General features: G+C 33.7%; 16 protein-coding genes. 14 read left to right on the top strand and 2 right to left on the bottom strand.

Going from position 1 to position 18,493, the window contains the following annotated elements:
- The first annotated feature begins 37 nt into the window (after nt 1-37).
- The 14 genes from I6F50_RS06510 (at nt 38) to I6F50_RS06445 (ending at nt 15,310) form a co-directional block, all read left to right on the top strand.
- A complete protein-coding gene (locus I6F50_RS06510; protein WP_197175694.1) occupies nt 38-1,087 on the top strand; it encodes a polysaccharide pyruvyl transferase family protein in 1,050 nt (349 codons plus the stop codon).
- 47 nt (nt 1,088-1,134) lie between these two features.
- Nucleotides 1,135-2,079 (top strand): nitroreductase family protein, encoded by a 945-nt coding sequence (locus tag I6F50_RS06505; protein WP_197175690.1) that lies wholly within the window; start codon nt 1,135-1,137, stop codon nt 2,077-2,079.
- Nucleotides 2,080-2,129: 50 nt separating this feature from the next.
- Complete coding sequence (locus I6F50_RS06500; RefSeq protein ID WP_197175688.1) at nt 2,130-3,584, top strand: oligosaccharide flippase family protein; 1,455 nt, start codon at nt 2,130-2,132, stop codon at nt 3,582-3,584.
- 8 nt (nt 3,585-3,592) lie between these two features.
- Nucleotides 3,593-4,822, top strand: a complete 1,230-nt coding sequence (locus I6F50_RS06495; protein WP_197175687.1) for a glycosyltransferase — start codon at nt 3,593-3,595, stop codon at nt 4,820-4,822.
- A 111-nt stretch (nt 4,823-4,933) separates the two neighbouring features.
- Complete coding sequence (locus I6F50_RS06490; protein WP_197175686.1) at nt 4,934-5,896, top strand: EpsG family protein; 963 nt, start codon at nt 4,934-4,936, stop codon at nt 5,894-5,896.
- Between the two features lie 29 nt (nt 5,897-5,925).
- Entirely contained in the window at nt 5,926-6,441 is a 516-nt protein-coding gene (locus I6F50_RS06485) for a DapH/DapD/GlmU-related protein (protein ID WP_197175685.1), read from the top strand.
- A 1-nt stretch (nt 6,442) separates the two neighbouring features.
- Complete coding sequence (locus I6F50_RS06480; protein ID WP_197175684.1) at nt 6,443-7,342, top strand: glycosyltransferase family A protein; 900 nt, start codon at nt 6,443-6,445, stop codon at nt 7,340-7,342.
- Entirely contained in the window at nt 7,343-8,521 is a 1,179-nt protein-coding gene (locus I6F50_RS06475) for a glycosyltransferase family 4 protein (RefSeq protein WP_197175683.1), read from the top strand.
- Nucleotides 8,518-9,339 (top strand): glycosyltransferase, encoded by an 822-nt coding sequence (locus tag I6F50_RS06470; RefSeq protein ID WP_197175682.1) that lies wholly within the window; start codon nt 8,518-8,520, stop codon nt 9,337-9,339. The genes I6F50_RS06475 and I6F50_RS06470 overlap by 4 nt, the downstream gene beginning before the upstream one ends.
- Before the next feature lie 67 nt (nt 9,340-9,406).
- A complete protein-coding gene (gene wecA / locus I6F50_RS06465; protein ID WP_197175681.1) occupies nt 9,407-10,489 on the top strand; it encodes a UDP-N-acetylglucosamine--undecaprenyl-phosphate N-acetylglucosaminephosphotransferase in 1,083 nt (360 codons plus the stop codon).
- A gap of 441 nt (nt 10,490-10,930) precedes the next feature.
- Nucleotides 10,931-12,097: a nucleotide sugar dehydrogenase gene (locus I6F50_RS06460; protein WP_197175679.1), complete on the top strand. Its 1,167-nt coding sequence runs from the start codon at nt 10,931-10,933 to the stop codon at nt 12,095-12,097.
- A gap of 522 nt (nt 12,098-12,619) precedes the next feature.
- Complete coding sequence (locus I6F50_RS06455; RefSeq protein ID WP_197175676.1) at nt 12,620-13,624, top strand: NAD-dependent epimerase; 1,005 nt, start codon at nt 12,620-12,622, stop codon at nt 13,622-13,624.
- A 197-nt stretch (nt 13,625-13,821) separates the two neighbouring features.
- The gene (gene galU / locus I6F50_RS06450; protein WP_197175674.1) at nt 13,822-14,712 is read left to right on the top strand and encodes a UTP--glucose-1-phosphate uridylyltransferase GalU; all 891 of its coding nucleotides are present in this window, start codon (nt 13,822-13,824) and stop codon (nt 14,710-14,712) included.
- A 448-nt stretch (nt 14,713-15,160) separates the two neighbouring features.
- A complete protein-coding gene (locus I6F50_RS06445; RefSeq protein WP_197175672.1) occupies nt 15,161-15,310 on the top strand; it encodes a hypothetical protein in 150 nt (49 codons plus the stop codon).
- Nucleotides 15,311-15,394: 84 nt separating this feature from the next.
- Here I6F50_RS06445 and I6F50_RS06440 read toward each other — a convergent pair whose 3' ends face one another.
- Complete coding sequence (locus I6F50_RS06440) at nt 15,395-16,417, bottom strand: acyltransferase (RefSeq protein WP_197175671.1); 1,023 nt, start codon at nt 16,415-16,417, stop codon at nt 15,395-15,397.
- Between the two features lie 235 nt (nt 16,418-16,652).
- Entirely contained in the window at nt 16,653-18,095 is a 1,443-nt protein-coding gene (locus tag I6F50_RS06435; RefSeq protein ID WP_197175670.1) for a capsule assembly Wzi family protein, read from the bottom strand.
- Between the last annotated feature and the right edge of the window lie 398 nt (nt 18,096-18,493).

Genomic DNA, 18,493 nt, shown 5'->3' with positions numbered 1-18,493 from the left:
GATATCTATGTGGTTTTTAGTGGAAATAGAGAGAAAAATGAAAAACTTATTCGTTAAGGTATTTAAAAAAATTAGTAATATAATTAAGTGGAAATTAAAGTCTACTGAGATAAAATCTAGGTTCAATATCAAAGGGGCACGTATTATATATGCAATAACACCAACGCCTGAATTAAGCAATTTAGGTGACCAAGCTCAAGTAGTTTCAATTTATAGGTGGCTAAAACGTAATTACCCTAATCATTCAATTATTGAAGTAAATAAAGATGAAGTTATAAACTGTGTTTCTTACTTTAAAAAGAAAGTTTGTAAATCGGATTTAATAGTTTTACATAGTGGTGGTAATTTAGGTGACAGAGGTTTATGGTCTGAAACATCACGAAGGAAAATGATTATTAATTTTCCAAATAATCAAATATTAAGCCTCCCTCAGACGATAAATTTCCGAAATACTGAAAAAGGTCAAAAAGAACTCAATATTTCTAAGGGAATTTATAACAAACATAAAAATTTGACGGTTGTAGCTCGTGATAACGAGAGTTTCAAATTGGCAAATAAGTATTTTCATAACTGCTCAACAAATCAAGCCCCTGATTTTGTTTTATCTTATGACATAAGCCATTTAGATCTAGAAAATACGGCGAAAAATGGAAAAGTGTTATTTTGTCTAAGAGAGGACGATGAGTCAGCAATATCAAAAGAACAAAGGGCTTTATTACTTAAAAATAGCAGCCTAAATTATGATCTATTTGATACAACGATCCCAGAAAATATAAACAACGAGCAACGGAAAGAGAAACTTGATGAAGTTTTAAAAATGTTTTCCCAATATGAATATATAGTCACGGACAGGTTTCATGGTTTGATATTTTCTATCTTATGTAAAAAACCAACTGTTGTTTTAAAAACGGTAGATCATAAGTTAACATCTGCATTTGATTGGTTTGAAAAAGTAAAGTTTGTAACTTTTGCTGATTCTGTAGATAAAGTTAATGATGCGGTCGAGTTGGTATTAAAAGAAACCGATTTTAGTGTCCCTAACTGGAATGATAAATATTTTGATCCGCTTACTAAACACTTTAGGTGAAAAAGTCACATGATTATAAACTTATATTTTACAAAGGGAGGGGGTTTATGAATCCGGTCAAAAAAATCCTAAAAAAATTATTAATTAAAGCTGGTATAATAAAAAAACTGCCTACAGATAAACCTTATACTTACTCATCTTTTTATCCATATATGCCTCTTAGTAATTTAAGTGATGATGAGTTGCTATCTTTAATGCGTCATGAAGCTCACAGGATTGAGAAGTCTACTTACAATAATATTTTTAAAGCTAAGTATTCTATGTATCTAGAGAAAGCCAAAAGATTAGATTGTATTTTTCTCATATTTGAGAAAAGAAATAGATTTACGACAGAAAATACTGTTTTATGGGCGAAAAAAATTCGTATTTCATTTGAGGATTTATATGACGGTTTTATTTCTCCGAATAGCTCAGATGCAAGAGAATATAACTTTACATATCTGGATTCTTTTTCAAAGCAAATTAGCACTCGCCGTAGCGTGCGAGTTTGGAGTAAAGAACAATTACAAAGAACTGAATGGTTAGAGATAGCTCACACTATGATTGATAGTGCTCGGTGGGCGCCTTGTTCAGGAAATCGTCAGCCGTGGAAATTTAAAATACTTATTGATAATGAGGATAAGCTATTATTGGATAAGCTCAAAGAAGAGCATTGCACTAGTGCTCCTCTACTTATTTTCGTGGGTATGGACAGGAGAGTCTATGGCTCTTTGTCAAATAAGGACTATGAGACAGCACTTTTTGTAGATGCAGGTGCAGCGATAATGACGATGATTACTGGTGCTCACGAGTCTGGTCTAGGGACATGTTGGAATCATTTTGGACGTGACTTGATAGAATCTAGGAAAGTTAATCAGGAGGCATATGACAGGTTTTGTAAAAAATTAAATATTGAAGATTACATAGAACCTGTTGCTATATTAGCCGTAGGTCTTCCCAAATATATACCACCTACTCCTGCAAGAATGGATATAAAAGATCTCCTCATCTAAATTAAATATTTGTGTATAACTTTAATGTATACAGCTCTATTTGAGAATTTATGATTAAAAACACTATAAAATGGCAAGCCTTATCGAGCGTGGTTGTTTTTTCTTTATCGTTAGTACAACTCATAATCCTAACAAGGTTTTTAACACTTTCAGATTTTGGTTTAGTTGCTATTGTGATGGTAGTTATTAATATCTCTCAAGTGTTAGCTGATCTTGGAATGGCAAATTACTTGGTTTATAGGCAAAAGATTACTGTAGAATTGAATTCTACAGTATTTTGGATTTGTCTATTATCAGGGGGAGGGCTATTAATGTTATTGATATTACTATCCCCTTTAGTTGCAAGTTTATATGATAAGCCTGAAATAACGAACTTAATACTTATATCTGCTTTATCTTTTATACCTATATCGCTTTCAGCGCAGATGCAAGCAAGGTACGTTTGTGATTTCAGACTGAATGAATTGGCTAAATTTGATATTGTTTCAAAATCAATAGGTACGGCAGTTGCCGTTTTGTCTGCGTATTCTGACTTCGGCGCAGCTTCGATTATTCTAGGTGGGCTAGCTACAAGTGTTATTAGGTGCTCTACTATCTGGTTATATGCAGATAAATGTTGGTTGCCTAAATTTTTATTTTCATATAAAGATGCTAAATCTGCTTGGAATTATGGTGTTTATCAAATTGGTACTCAATTAATCAATCAATTAAGAGCGAATCTAGATACATTACTATTAGGTTTTTTTATTGGAAGTGCTCATTTAGGTGCTTATAGCTTAGCTAAGCAGCTAGTGCAAAAACCATCTGCATTTATTTTACCAATTGTTCAAAAAATTAGTTTGCCATTACTAGCAGCTTCCCAATCAAATATGGAAAAAATGAGATTACTTGTGGAAAAGGCGCATACTTATGTTGTGGCACTAATAATTCCACCTTATATTTTATTGTGTTTTCTTGCTGAGGAAGTTGTACTCACCATGTATGGAAAAGATAAAGCTGAAACTTCATTATTTATAATACCATTAGCATTATTTTGGATGTTTCGTTCTTTAGGTGGTGCTTTAGTTGGTTCTATGTCGCAAGGTCTAGGAAAAACGAAAATTGATTTTTATTGGAACCTTTCTGTTTTGGGATTATATTCACTACTTTGCATTGTCCTTGCCCCTCATGGAGCCTTTACACTGGCTTGGGGGCTTGCATTACTACAGCTTTTATTAATAAATGTAATTTATTTAGTGTTTTTTAAAAAACTTATAAAGTTTAAATATTCTGCTTATATTTATCCTATTCTAGTTTTTTCTGGGTTATCATTTCTATCTATCCTATTAGGGGTGGGTATTATATATAATGTTTCATTTTATTTTAATGATTTTATATATATTACTTCTGTCTCTATTTTTTCTATATTTTTCTATTATCTAGTTTGTTATAAATTTCAAAATAATATTATTTCACTTCCAAATCCGTATTTCTTTATAAATAAAATCAATTTTCGTAATAAATAGAGGCGTTAATGCGTATAGCCGTTTTTTCAAACAGTTTCCCAGTTCTTTCGGAAACTTTTATTATTAACCAAATTGTTGGTTTAATTAAGTTAGGTGCTAAAGTTGATATTATTAGTAATGAAACTGTATCTCCTAAAATAATGCATTCATCGGTATTAGAATATTCTTTATTAGATAAATTAAGGTGTATTGGTATTGGCTCAAAAAAAAATAAAACTCATAAAGTTTTCATTTCGTTACTAAATTCTATAACTTTAGTTTTTACAGGTCGACTTAAACTCTTAATTAATGTTTTCTTTGATAAGTACCTTACAGTCACACAGAAATTGAACCTTATTTCTGCATTGAAGTTACTCAAAAATGAAAAGTTAATATATGACAATGTAATTTGCCATTTTGGTGTTAATGGTTATTATCTGTGTAAAATGCGTGAGTTAGGGATTTTAGAAGGACGTATATCTACAGTTTTCCATGGCTATGAAGTTAGTGATTATAATGTCATTAATAAGTATCTCCCACAGTATAAACAATTATTCATTAGAGGCGATCTAATGTTACCAATCAGCGAATTATGGAAAGAGCTATTAATAAACTGGGGATGTGATGAAAAAAAAATATTAGTACATCGCATGGGAATTGATGTTAATGATTTTGAATTTAGGAATCCATCAACTCCCTTTTCTCATGCATTAAAAGTTATTCAAGTTGGACGGCTTACGGATAAAAAAGCTATTCTAGATTCAATAAACGCAGTTGTACTTGCTTCCAAAAGAATAAAAATTGAATTTATAATTATCGGAGATGGCGAGCTTTATCTGCAGGCAAAACGGTTAATTGCATCATTAGAAGCCAGTAGTTATATTCGCCTCCTCGGGCAGCAACCACAAAGTGTTGTAAAGCAGTATCTCAATGATGCGGATGTATTTCTATTGCCCAGCGTAAAAGCTGCGAGTGGTGATATGGAAGGTATTCCGGTTGCTCTTATGGAAGCTATGGCGAAAGGTTTAATTACCCTTTCAACGTATCATTCTGGAATACCAGAGTTGATTAAACACTCGGTTACAGGTTTTTTAGTAAACGAACACGACATTAATGGATTAGTGAATTGCTTACTCAATTTTCAGAGCTTGTCAAAAGAAGATATTATAGATATTCGAACTCGAGCTAGAGAAATTTGTTTGACAAAGTACAATAACAATACTTTAAATTCTGACTTGTTAAATATAGCTCATTTATGATTTTTTGCCTCGGTTTATAAAGTAATTACTTTCTTTGCGCTTTTATTAAATGTGACGGTTGCGTAAAGTGATTTTATAATTGAATTATAAGTGAAGCATGTAAGGATGGTTATGAATTCGCTATATAAAAAAAATATTCACTTATTTTTCCTTAATAAAATGATTTTAATTTTAATTGTTTTTGTTTTTTTGTTTTTTTGTTTTGAATTTGTTAATTATGATAAAGCGGAAAATCCAGATATACATAATTATATTTCAAATTATGAAAGGGCTAGTTGGACTTATGATATTGGATTTGAATATTTTCAATCTTTTTTAAGAGACTTTGTCAACTTAGATTTCGATAGTTTTTGGATTGTAACACTTGTTTTATTAACTTCATTATTTCTTTTTAATGTTAGAAACCTGCCTCAGTTGACGGTTTTTATTATAAATTATACCTTTTTGTCTGTAGCTATAGGGACGCAAGTTCGTTACTTTCTGAGTGTTTTTTTGTTTATATCTTGTTTTCGATATTTGGAAGGACGCCTTAAAAAAACTGGGTTGATTTTGTCATGCTTAGTTCATTACGGGTCATTTGTCTTGTTAGGCTTAGTTATAATAAATAGCACTATGAAGAGGTATATCGTTCCACTTGTTAAATATAGGTTGATTTTCTATGTGGTAATTGTTGTTAGTTATTTTACTATATCGCCTTTAGTTGAGTTCTTATTGCCATATACGCGATTTGATTATTACTTAAATTCAAAGTATATGGAGAGCAAATCATTTTTTTCTTTTTTGTATGCGGTAATTTCAATGTTTTTCTTAATGGAATTAATAATTAAAGTTAATATCAATAAAGGCTTTTTTTCGAAAAAAGAGTTGGAGCTAGTTTTATATTCACTGTTATTGATTTCTTGTGTGATAGCTTTTTCTTCAATAGCTGTTTTGTCTGGTAGAATATTGCTAGTGTATATTGTGTTTGAAGTTTTCCTAGCTGACGTGATATATAAATCGAATAAGGTATATTATTTTATTTTTTTAACATTAATATTCGCAAAAGCGATTCCTGTTTTTATATCTATGATTTAAGTTAACCAAAATGAGTTGGATAAGAAAAAATGAATAAAATAAAAAGAATTATACTTGAAGAACTATGGTCTCTTTATCAGTATTTTTTTCTGTTTATTCCCGGTCGTGTTGGGCATTACATTAGAGGGTATTGTTTAAAGATTTTTTTTAAAAAAGCAGGTCGAAAAATCACAATAAAAGAAAATGTTGAAATTTATCACCCTGAAAAATTGATCATTGGTAATAATTCAGGATTTGGTCGGAATAACATCATTGATTGTATTGGAGGGGTCGAAATAGGAAATCATGTGCGGTTAGGTCCGGCCGTTATGATAGCCAGTATGCACCATGCGCGTGCTGGTGAATCTATAGCATCGTCGACGATAACTACTGAGAAAGTAGTCATTGGGGATGATGTTTGGATCGGTCACTCCGTGACTATCCTTCCTGGTATAACTATTGGAAGTAATTGCATAGTTGCAGCAGGTGCTGTAGTAACTAAAAACATACCTGACCATTCAACAGTAGCTGGTATACCAGCAAGAATAATTTCGGAAAGCAATTAAAATGTCAGATTTAGTCAGTGTTATAGTACCATTTTTTTCTAAATGCTATTTTGACTTAGATATTACTATAAAAAGTGTCTTGGAACAAAGTTATAAAGATATTGAGATTATAATCATCGATGATAGATCTCCAGTTTCAGCTGTAAAGTGTATCAATAGATATAAAAATGATGAGAGAGTAAAGATCTTAAAGAATACTTCTAATTTAGGTGGAGGGGTTTCACGAAATGTAGGTATTAAAGAGTCCAAGGGGAAATATATTGCATTTTTAGATCATGATGATAAATGGTATCCAGACAAAATAATGAAACAACTAATGTTTTTTAAAAGTTTGAATGTTGAAAATCAAGATGAAAATGTTGTTGTGTATAGTAAATGTAGAGTTATTGATAATGAAATTGATTATATAGTTCCAAAGAGAGGCATTTTAAAAAATGAAAAAGTCTCCGACTATATTTTTCACTCATTAGGCCTAATTCAAACTAGTGGTATATTCTTAGAAAAGTCATTAGCTTTAAAAGCTCCATTTCATGACTTGAAGCGTCACCAGGACTATCAGTTATGCTTTTCACTTGAAGAGATTGGTTCTCATTTTTATATATTAAATGAACCACTATATGATTTCATACAAATACCTAAAAAAAATGACTATGTTTTTTCACAAAAATGGTTTGAATTGTACGAACGTTATTTTACTAAAAAATCTAAGGTTGGATTCAAAAAAGTAATAATGTTGCGTTCTTTTATTGCTCATCAAGATTATATTAAAGGCTTTAAATACGCAGTAAATAATAAGGTGTTTTATGCTTATCTAAAATATAACGCTTCTTTTTTAATAAAAAAGTATTTACCGAAGAGAATTATTCATTTTTTGCAAACCACAATTAGAAAGCGACGTTAAATGAAAGTATTAGCATGCACTATGGAACCATTCTATCTTGATAAAGATAATGCCTATTCGCATAAATCATCACTAGCATTTATACAAGGGATGTTCGGGAAAGATAACGTCAGTGTTGTCGCCCAACAAACCTATAATATCATTGGAGCTAGTAGTGCTAGCGCTATATGTGCGGTCGATAAGATAGAAGTTCTACCAAGTTATAGTAGCACTAAAGAGTTTATATTTAAGTGTGTTCGTAGTCCTCTTTTTTATAAAAATTGGAAAAAGTCATCTAATTTGATCTTAGATAAGCATATAGGAAAGCCTGTTTGGGTGAGAAACCCTACTATTGGAAGTGTGCTATTTTCACTATTAGCTTTAGAACGCGGTTTTAAAGTATATAACCATATGTGTGCAAATATTTTAGACGGGTGGAAAAATGATAAATATAATTTTTTTGAAAAAGCTTTTGGCTTTTTTATTTCACTAATGTTGAAGAAAATGCTTGTTAAAATATCAGAAAACTCAAATACAATTAATCTTTGCACAGGCAATGTCTTGTATGACTTTTGTAAGGCTCACAACTCTAATACTTATCAATTTGTAGATTCAACTATTAAACCTCGTTCTACTTCATTTATCCCTATTAATGATATGGATACTCAACTTAACTTGCTATTTATAGGCCGAGTGCAGCAAGATAAAGGTATACACAACTTATGTTACGTTATTAATAAACTGAAAAAAGATGGGAAGAATATTCAGCTTGATATTATAGGGTCAGGTTCTGCTTTAATAAGCCTTAGGGAGAAATACATAAAATCTGATTGTATAAACTTCTTAGGTCAAATAAAAAATAATAAACTTGAGTCGTATATCCATAACTGTCATGCAATTGTAGTTCCTTCTGAAAATGATTATGAAGGGTTTCCGCGAGTTATAATGGAGTCTTGGGCAATAGGTAGGCCTGTTATTGTTGCTGATGCTGGAGGTGTAAAGGCTTTTGTGGAGCATGAGATAAATGGCCTATTATTTCCATCTGGAAATAATAGGGCCCTTGAATCCGAAGTTAATAAGTTATTCGACTTTCAGTTTTACAATGAACTTTGTAAATCAACTCGAAAAATGAGAAGCATCTCTTCTCAAGAATATTGGGTTTTTGAAACCCAAAAGTCATTGGGGATAAATCAGTTATGAACAAGGGGACTGTGGCTGTAGCAATGTCAGTTTATTGTGCAGATAACCCAAAGTTTGTTAAAGAGGCTATTGAAAGTATATTGAATCAGTCATATACCTCTTTTACACTTTATATAGCCGTAGATGGGCAAGTAGGAAAACACCTTAGTTCATGTTTACGTGATTATGAGAGTAATCATAAAATAGTGCTACTTTACTTTCCAGAGAATAAAGGTCTAGCTCAAAGACTAAATGATATTATTAAAATCGCATCAGAGAATCGTTTCAAATATTTGGCTCGGATGGATGCTGACGATGTATCTTATACAAGGCGTTTAGAAACTCAAGTTGAGTATTTGGAGAAGAATCCACAAGTAGATGTCCTAGGATCTGGTTTGAATGAAATTAATGAAAATGGTAGTTTTTTATTCAAAAAAATAGCAGTGCAAGAGCATAAAATACTTGTTAAAAACATTATAAAAAAATGTCCTTTTAATCATCCTACAGTTGTTTTTAAGATGAGTATATTTAGCAAAGAAGGTTTTCGTTACAAATCTGAGTTAAAAAACACACAAGACTACTACCTATGGGTTGACCTACTTGCTGCAGGTAAAGTATTTTCTAATATTGAAAAACCACTTTTAGATTTCAGGATCGATGATAATTTTTATAAAAGGAGAGGGCTTAATAAAGCTATAAATGACTTTAAATCTAGGTTATATGCAATGAAGCACTTGAATAATCGAAGTTTAACTAATTTAGTTCATGTTCTAGTGTTATTTACTCTAAGAGTTTCTCCTCCCGTTATTAAAAAATTTGCTTACAAATATTTAAGATAGAAATTCTATTAGTCTTTATTTTAAACATGAAAGTGATTTGCATTGTTAAATTGAACTAAGGAACTATATGATTTTAGATTTGCTTTTTACATTTTTTATTGCTTTTGCTGTGTTGTTTTTAATGCGAAAAGCTGCACGTAAAATAGGTTTGGTTGATAAACCGTCAGGCCGTAAAATACATACCGGCAATATTCCTTTGGTTGGGGGAGTCGCTATATGCATCACTATTGTACAATATATTTATTCGCATCCTAACATGATTAACCATGCTAATTTGTATATGTGTTGCATTATTGGCTTGACTATTGTTGGTGCATTAGATGACAAGTATGACTTAAGTGTAAAAATACGCATGCTGATACAAACTATTATATCTATAGCTATGATTTACTTTGCTCAAGCAGAGTTGGTTTCACTTGGTGATATATTAGGGTTTGGTGACATTAGCTTAGGGTATGGTTATGTAGGTGGGTTAATTACTGTATTAGCCGTTATAGGCTGTATTAATGCTTTTAATATGGTTGATGGCATAGATGGTCTTTTAGGTGGCCTTTCGGTAGTTACATTTGGTGCAATAGGTATTTTATTGAGTATGGCTAATGAGCAAAGCTTAAGTTATTTATGCTTATTATTAGTAGTATGTATGATCCCTTATATTGTTATGAATTTGGGCCTTATAGGCCGTGAGCGTAAAGTGTTTATGGGCGATGCTGGAAGTATGATGATTGGTTTTACTGTTATTTGGCTATTAATTGGCGCAAGCCAAACCCCGGGGAACCCTATGATACGCCCAGTAACCGCATTGTGGTTAATTGCATTACCATTAATGGATATGGCTGCAATTATGATACGCCGTGTTAAACAAGGTAAATCTCCGTTTAAGCCCGATCGCGAACATTTACACCATATATGTCAACGCTTAGGCTGCTCGCCTACACAAACACTTATTTTAATATGCTCAATTGCGGCAACCTTTGCTGGTGTGGGTATAATTGGTGAGATTTTTGTAATACCAGAATTTTTAATGTTTTATAGTTTTTTAGTTATTTTTGCAGCTTATTTAGTTGTACTGATTAATTACTGTAAAATTATAAACTTTTTTAGGCGTAAATTAGACCTACCAGAAAAAAAATATTCAGCGAGTAAGTAAAACTATTTTGGCGCGAAGTAAATTCGGACTGGGTGAATATATTGTAGGCGAGGTTTTACACCTCGCTTTTATAAAGATAAATTACTTAAGCACGAAGTAAATTTGCATCTACAGGGGCATATATTGTAGGTGAGGTTTTATACCTCGCTTTTATAAAGATAAATTATTTAAGTGTGAAGTAAATTCGCACCTACAAATAACGCATTCATCAGGATATTCATCCACTTTTTATTTTACAATTAAGCAAAAAACCTTAGGTGATTTATTCACAAATAAATTCAAGGCTTAATGCACTTTAAAAGCGCAACTTTGATAAATTTCTGAGACCGCCGGGTAATATCATTCGTTGTTACATTTTAGCTAAAGCCTTTTAGCTAGAGCCTAATTTATAACTCTGATAGAATCATTTTATTACTTATTAACTAATCTTAAAGGATTAATATGAAAATTGCCGTAGTAGGTACAGGCTATGTAGGCCTTTCTAATGCTATGTTGCTAGCACAACACAATGAAGTGGTTGCATTAGATATTGACGAACACAAAATCGCACTTTTAAATGATAAAAAATCACCAATTGTTGACACCGAAATTAGTGAGTTTTTAACACGTAGTGATTTAAATTTTACAGCAACTACCGACAAAGTAGCAGCCTATAAAAATGCAGACTTTGTAATTATTGCTACACCAACAGATTACGATGTTGAAAACAATTACTTTAATACAAACTCTGTAGAGGCTGTAATTAAAGATGCTACAGCACATAACCCAAATGCAGTTATGGTCATTAAATCGACGGTACCTGTTGGCTTTACGCAAGGTATAAAAGAAAAACTCGGCGTTAATAACTTAATATTTTCGCCAGAATTTTTACGTGAAGGCAAAGCACTATATGATAACCTATACCCATCGCGTATTGTTGTTGGTGAGCAAAGTGAGCGCGCAACTGTGTTTGCTAACTTACTTAAGCAAGGTGCTATAAAAGAAGATATTGAAGTCCTTTTTACTGATTCAACTGAAGCCGAAGCTATTAAACTTTTCTCGAATACTTACTTAGCAATGCGTGTGGCTTATTTTAATGAGCTTGATAGCTACGCTGAAGCACATGGCTTAAACTCTAAGCAAATTATACAGGGGGTTAGTTTAGACCCTCGCATAGGCAGCCATTACAATAATCCATCGTTTGGGTATGGTGGCTATTGCTTACCAAAAGACACTAAGCAACTACGTGCAAACTATGCAAATGTACCAAACAATATTATTGGTGCAATTGTTGATGCTAATACGACACGTAAAGACTTTATTGCAGACTCAATAATTAAACGCAGCCCTAAAGTGGTTGGTGTGTATCGTTTAGTAATGAAAACTGGGTCTGATAACTTTAGAGCTTCTGCTATTCAAGGTATTATGAAGCGCATTAAAGCGAAAGGTATTGAGGTAGTAGTTTACGAACCAGTACTTGAAGAAAGCGAATTTTACCACTCACGTGTAATTAAAGACTTAAATGAATTTAAGCAAATATCTGACGTTATTGTATCTAACCGTATGGTTGAAGAGCTTAGCGATATTGCTGACAAAGTTTATACTCGCGACCTATTTGGTAGCGATTGATTAAAATAATAGCAATTAGGTGAAAGGCTTATAGTTGAAATTAGTGTTTTTTGCGCGTGAGCAAGCTTCACGCCTACGACTCTGCTGTATAATTGCGATGTTATTGTTGTAGGCGCCTTGCTTGCTGGCGCGTTTAGGTTTTTTGTGCGTGAGCAACCTTCACGCCTACGGCTCCGCTGTATAATTGCGGTGTTATTGTTGTAAGGCGCCTTGCTTGCTGGCGCGTTTAGGTTTTTTTGTGCGTGAGCAAGCTTCACGCCTACGGCTCCGCTGTATAATTGCGGTGTTATTGTTGTAGATGCCTTGCTTGCTGGCGCGTTAGCAAATAAGCATAGCTTTAAAAGTTAAAGGCATTGAGGTAAAAGTACGGGCTTTGATAGAAGAGTCTAGGCAGTTATCAAAAATGATATCTGCCTTAATGAAAACTATTGAAACTTGGGATTAGGCTTTTAGTCTTCAACTTTCAACTTTCAACTTTCAACTTTCAACTTTCAACTTTATCAGCTTAAAGATTAGGAAATTATGAAATATTTAGTAACGGGTGCTGCTGGTTTTATTGGTGCGGCAACATGCCAAAAATTGTTAGCGGCTGGCCATGTTGTAGTTGGTATTGATAACCTTAACGACTATTACGATGTAAATTTAAAACTAGCTCGTTTAGCGCAGTTTGAAAGCCATGAAGCGTTTACATTTATTAAGCTTGATATAAGTGAACGCCCAGCAATGAGCGAGCTATTTAAAGCACAGCAGTTTGATAAAGTAATACATTTGGCAGCGCAAGCCGGTGTTAGGTATTCAATAGAAAACCCTGATGCTTATGCCGATTCTAATTTAGTAGGGCATTTAAACGTACTTGAAGGGTGTCGTAATAATAAAGTTAAGCATTTGGTTTATGCTTCATCTAGTTCTGTATATGGTTTAAACGAAAAAACACCGTTTGAAACAACAGACAGTGTTGATCACCCTGTGTCGTTTTATGCTGCAACTAAAAAAGCGAATGAGCTAATGGCGCATAGCTATTCTCATTTATATAGCTTACCTACAACAGGTTTACGCTTTTTTACCGTTTATGGCCCATGGGGTCGCCCAGATATGGCACCGTATATTTTTACTAAAAAAATACTTGCCGGCGACACTATTGATATAAACAACAACGGCGATATGTGGCGTGACTTTACTTACATTGATGACATAGTAGAAGGTGTTGTTCGTGCTGCTGACGTTATACCTGCTGCAAACCCTGATTGGAGAGTTGAAACAGGTTCGCCAGCTTCTAGCTCTGCGCCGTATGCGGTTTATAATATTGGCCACGGTAGCCCAATAAACCTAATGGAGTTTATTGAAGCCATTGAAGCTGAACTAGGCACTGAAGCTAAAAAGAACTTCCGTGAAATGCAAGCTGGCGATGTTTATAAAACTTATGCTGACACTACAGATTTATTTAATGCGACGGGCTATAAAGCGCAGGTTGGGGTTAAGCAAGGCGTTAGTGAGCTTATTAAGTGGTATAAAGACTTTTATAAATAAAAGTTACAACTTGTAAGTCATTTAAAACACTGTTTTCAATTTGAGGCAGTGTTTTTTAATGTGTTTAGATTAGTTAATCTAAACACATTAAACCATTGGTGATCTAAATTTTACTGAAAGTTACTTTTTATTTACCATCCACCTATTTTAAACCTATTAACTTTAAAAATTATTAATTTACAAATAAAGGACTACCCATGAAAGCTGTTATTCCTGTTGCAGGCCTTGGTACACGTATGTTGCCAATGACCAAAGCTATTCCTAAAGAAATGCTGCCAATTGTAGACAAGCCACTTATTCAATATATTGTTAGTGAATGTGTTGCTGCTGGCATTAAAGATATTGTTTTAGTAACGCATAGTTCTAAAAATGCAATTGAAAATCACTTTGATACAAGTTACGAGCTAGAAGCCACACTTGAAAAACGAGTAAAACGTGCGCTGCTTGATGAAGTCCGATCAATTTGCCCGCAAGACGTAACAGTTATGAGTGTACGCCAAGGTGAGGCTAAAGGTTTAGGCCATGCAATCTTATGCGCCAAACCTATTGTAGGTAATAACGATTTTGTAGTGTTACTTCCAGATGTAATACTTGATGCATATACAGCAGATCAAAAAACTGAAAACTTAGCTGCGATGATTAGGCGCTTTAGCGAAACACAAGCAAGCCAGATTATGCTTGAGCCTGTAGCTCAGGAGGATGTAAGTAAATACGGTATTGCCGATATTAACGGTGTGCAACTTGCCCCAGGTATGAGCGCAGCAATTAAAACAATGGTTGAAAAGCCTGCTACCGATTTAGCTCCTTCAAACCTTGCGGTTGTTGGTCGTTATGTACTTAGTAAAAACATTTGGCCATTACTTGCTAAAACGCCTGTAGGCGCAGGTGACGAAATTCAATTAACCGATGCTATTGATGCGTTAATGACACAAGAAACGGTTGAAGCATTTCATATGAGTGGTGCTTCGCACGATTGTGGCGATAAGTTAGGTTATTTAAAAGCAATTGTTGAATACTCAATGCGCGATGAAAAGCTAGGTAAAGATTTTACTCAGTATATAAATACCTTTGTTAATGGTAAAAATTAATAACATAGTTAATTAATATCCCCTAGGTGAGGTTTTATACGTCGCTTTTGGTAAAGTTAAGTTAGATAAGCGCGAAGTAAATTCGCACCTACAGGGTGTGTATTGTAGGTGAGGTTTTATACCTCGCTCTCTATGCTTTATAGAGTATTAAAAATTAGCAAATACACCTAACCTAGCAAACGTTTCTCCGTATACATTCTTTCCTTGATACAGCTCAGCTCCCCAACTTTTAGCGCCCATTATTGGTTTACTCAACTTACGTGTATACGCAGTTTGCAGCTTGTTTTATAGCCTTCGTTTTTATTTTTAAGCATACGAATAGTAGTATTTAAGCTTTCTATTTTACTTAATTGCCAATGCTAGTTTACGCTCATCGATTAGTTGCTTTTAGTCGTGCTTATCATCTGCTTAGTGGCCAATTACATCACCTAATGCTACTGGTGCAGTAATGACGCAACAAATGGTTGAAGCGTTTCATATGAGTGGCACCTCGCACAATTGTGACGATAAGGTGGGTTGTTTAAAAGCAATAGTTGAGCTTTCAGTACTAAATGAAAAGCTAAATAAAGCCTTTGATCAGTATATAAAGGTAAAGTAGAGCAAACAATTAATATATAAAAGGTATTAGTAATTAGCGGCGCTGTAAGCTATTTAAGTATTGGCGCCGCATTTTTAAGTTGTTTTACTTTTTTATTATTTTTACTTTTAACGTATTTATAAAGCTAGAGTTTTCAATATATTTATACGAATAATGTGAAATAATATATGTTGTTAATGATAGTGAAATAATAACAAAAACTTCTTTTAAAGGAGATGGATTACTACCAAAGAAGTTGAATAATACGCCAAGCACTAAAATGTGGGCTAAATAAGTAGAATAAGAGTAGTCACCAAGCTTTATTAAAAATTGCGTCAGTAAATTTTTTTCATTAAATAAGTTATTAATCAATATAAAACCAATTACTATTAAACTCGCAGATATTGTTGTATGTATAAGCCCATATCCCACAATGCCACTAAGTACAATTCCTCCCGCTATTAATGAAATCAACCCCGTTTTAAAAAGCTGTATTTCGATGATCTTATATTTTAAAAATATGTAACCAATAGCCATGCCAAAAACAAACTGCCACATTTTTGGACTTTTTATTACAGACATAGTTACATTATCAAAGCTATAAAATACGACAGGAAACAAAAGTATAAGCGCACAGCAGATATAAATCCCTTTTCTTTTAAATACAGCTAGACAAACAGCCAGTATAGAGTAGAACAAAACTTCATAATTAAGTGTCCAGCCAACGGTTAAAACAGGGTAAACCCCCAGTCCGGATACATTTTCATGGGGTATAAATAATAATGATTGAATCAATGTATAAGCAGTATATTGGTTGTAAATAAAGGCGTTAGGAATTAACGCAACAGCAATAATAATGATGACAGTAAAAAACCAATACGTAGGAAATACACGGAATAATCTTTTTATAAAAAATGACCATCCATCTGTTGAGGGTCTTGATGCAGCTAAATACATCATAAAACCACTAAGTACAAAAAAAAGGTCAACTCCAAACCCTCCTCGACTACTAAAAAACTCTCCGATTGAGCTAGTTGAATTAAAACTATGAAATATCTGCATGTAATGATGGTACACAACTAGCCATGCGGCAAGGGCTCTAAGAACTTGTAAAGATTGTATTTTCAAACTGTTTTCCAATTATAATATAGGGATAACTTACTTTGGTTTAAGGCAAGTATTTAGGTATTAAAAATTGATCTAGTGTAAGTAACTCTTGGCTTTATTTACCATAAAAACGATATTAGGAGTGATTTAGTAAATGTTGAATTTTATTAAATCAGCAATATCTATACTTACAGGTTTGTAATAAACGTAAAATAATCGGGATTGCTAGCACAACACCGATTTTTGTATTTTTTAACTAAAAATTAGCAAATACACCTAACCTAGCAAATGTTTCCCCGTACACATCCTTTCCTTGATACAGCTCAGCTCCCCAACTTTTAGCACCCATTATTGGTTTACTCAACTTGCGTGTATACGCTGTTTGCAGTTCGTAACTTGTTTTATAGCCTTCGTTTTTATTTTCAAGCATACGAATAGTAGTATTTAAGCTTTCTATTTTACTTAATTGCCAATGCCAGTTTACGCTCATCGATTTAGCCGGAGTGTAGTCGGTGTAGTCGTGTTCATCACCTGCCCAGTGGCCAATTACATTACCTGAATTACGGTTGCCATCTAAATAAATACCATTGGCATACCAAAGTTTTTGCCAATTACTGTGTTCAAACCGTAAGCTGTGGTTGTTAGCAATAAACGGTAAGTAAACACCAAAGCTATATGCATTATTGCGAGAGCCACCTAATGTATCTTCAAGTGCAACTTCACCATAAAACTCGAACGGTAGCGCATAAATACTATTGTTGTAGGCAAAAGTAATTGAGCCTAATTGATCCCCAAGCTCAAAGTTTTCTCCAAGCTCATCAGCATCTTCTCTTCCTACGTTATCCTTACTGCCAGGGCTAAAAAAACCTTCTGTAAAATCTTTAATTGTAACGCTTCGCGGACCGCCACCAAACTGCATTAAGCGGCTTAAGCCTATTGTTAAATTATCGGTTGCTGCAAAACTAGTATGTAAGCCAAATAAATATGGCTTACCTGGTTCATAAACTCTTGCCACACCTGTTTGCTTACCTTCTTTTAAAATTCCGCTTTGCTCTGTCATTTTACTTATAAACATATCGTAACGAATATTAAAGCTGGTTATTGGCTCTACATTACTAAGCGTTATAGAAGGCGTTGTTTTAGCTTGAGTGCTTAATAGCATGGCACTGTCGTTAAAAGGTGAGTACCAATGTTCGCGGTAACCTACATCTAACTGCGCGTATTTATTACCAAGATAAAAAAAACTTTGTGTAGGTAATATTTCGTCTTCGTTGGCAATACCAGCAACACTTACACCAAAATAACGCCCGAAGTTAGCGTAAGCGCCGCCTTCAACAATTAAGTTGGTTTTAGTGGTTTGGCCGCGTTGGTTAGGTAGTGTTTTATCTTTTGTGCCTGCAGCAAGTGTTACTTTTGCAAATGTACCCGCGTCGCTTTGAATGTAAGGGCTAAGTTGGTACGAAAGTGTTTGATATAGTTCTGGGTAAGTATGCCTTACTGTTTGCAGTACTCTATAAATATCGTGCGCTTTATAGGGCTTGCTCATAATATGTGTGTTTTTACTTACAGCTAAAAGTCGTTGTACTTGGTGCTCAAGTTCAGGGGCTTGATTTAAAGGTAAATAAGGTGACACGCCACCTTTAGCAACAGCATTTGCACTGATTGCCATCCCGATAAACAGTGATATTTTTTTGAGCATAATTATTCCGTTAGCAAAAATTTGTTTAAGTAAAAACGTTAACGCGAGGTTAGCAATAAACGCCTAAGTAAGGAAGAAAAAAGCGATATATTAGTGGGGATATATAGGAGTAAGCTATCATTCGCAGGTGATAGACTATCCGTTAAATTCGAGCGCATTTTTGTATGTAGTGTTTTGCTATAAAGCAGGCGGTGAACGCATTTAATAAGTTATACCTACAAAAAATAGATTTATAAGTTATTTATTCACAAAGAGGTTAAGAGGGCGCTGCGCTTTAGAGAAGCCATAAGTAGGTAAGCTATTAGTAATAAATATTAAAAACTGCGCTTTTCGCGTGAGCAAGCTTCACGCCTACCGGTAAAATTTGACGCCGTGGTTAAATCGCGTAGCTTGCTGGC

This window comes from Pseudoalteromonas sp. NZS127_1, from assembly GCF_015864295.1.
GTDB lineage: Bacteria > Pseudomonadota > Gammaproteobacteria > Enterobacterales > Alteromonadaceae > Pseudoalteromonas > Pseudoalteromonas arctica.
Note: the sequence above shows the minus strand (reverse complement) of the source record. Positions and strands in the feature narration are given on the sequence as shown.